This is a genomic window from Streptomyces kebangsaanensis (assembly GCF_001906585.1).
In the GTDB taxonomy this organism is placed as follows: Bacteria; Actinomycetota; Actinomycetes; order Streptomycetales; family Streptomycetaceae; genus Streptomyces; species Streptomyces kebangsaanensis.
Window position 1 is genome coordinate 59,697 of sequence record NZ_JUJA01000165.1, and the last position, 328, is coordinate 60,024.

Genomic DNA, 328 nt, shown 5'->3' on the forward strand with positions numbered 1-328 from the left:
CCCGCCGGCCGCCGGGGGCGCGGAGCCGCCGCCCGTCGGGTCGACGACCGCCTCGATCTTCCACTGGACGTGGAAATGCTCGGCCAGGGCCTGGCGCAGTACGTCCTCGCTGCCGCTGCTCGCGAAGTTGTCGCGGGCGCCGGCGTTGACGAAGCCGAGCTGGAGGGTGGTGCCGTCGAAGCCCGCCACCTGGGCGTTCTGGCTGAGCAGGATCCAGGTGAAGCGGCGGCGGTTCTTCACGGCTTCGAGGATGTTGGGCCACAGCACCCGCGGGTCGAGCCCGCCGGCCGCGGGGGCCGGCACCGCGGGTGGGCCGGGAGGAGCGGCC

Annotated in this window: 1 pseudogene; it reads right to left on the minus strand. The window is 75.0% G+C overall.

The features are described 5' to 3' along the window. Positions 1 to 328, minus strand: a pseudogene (locus tag RH94_RS45510) (DNA polymerase III subunit gamma and tau); the annotation flags it as partial.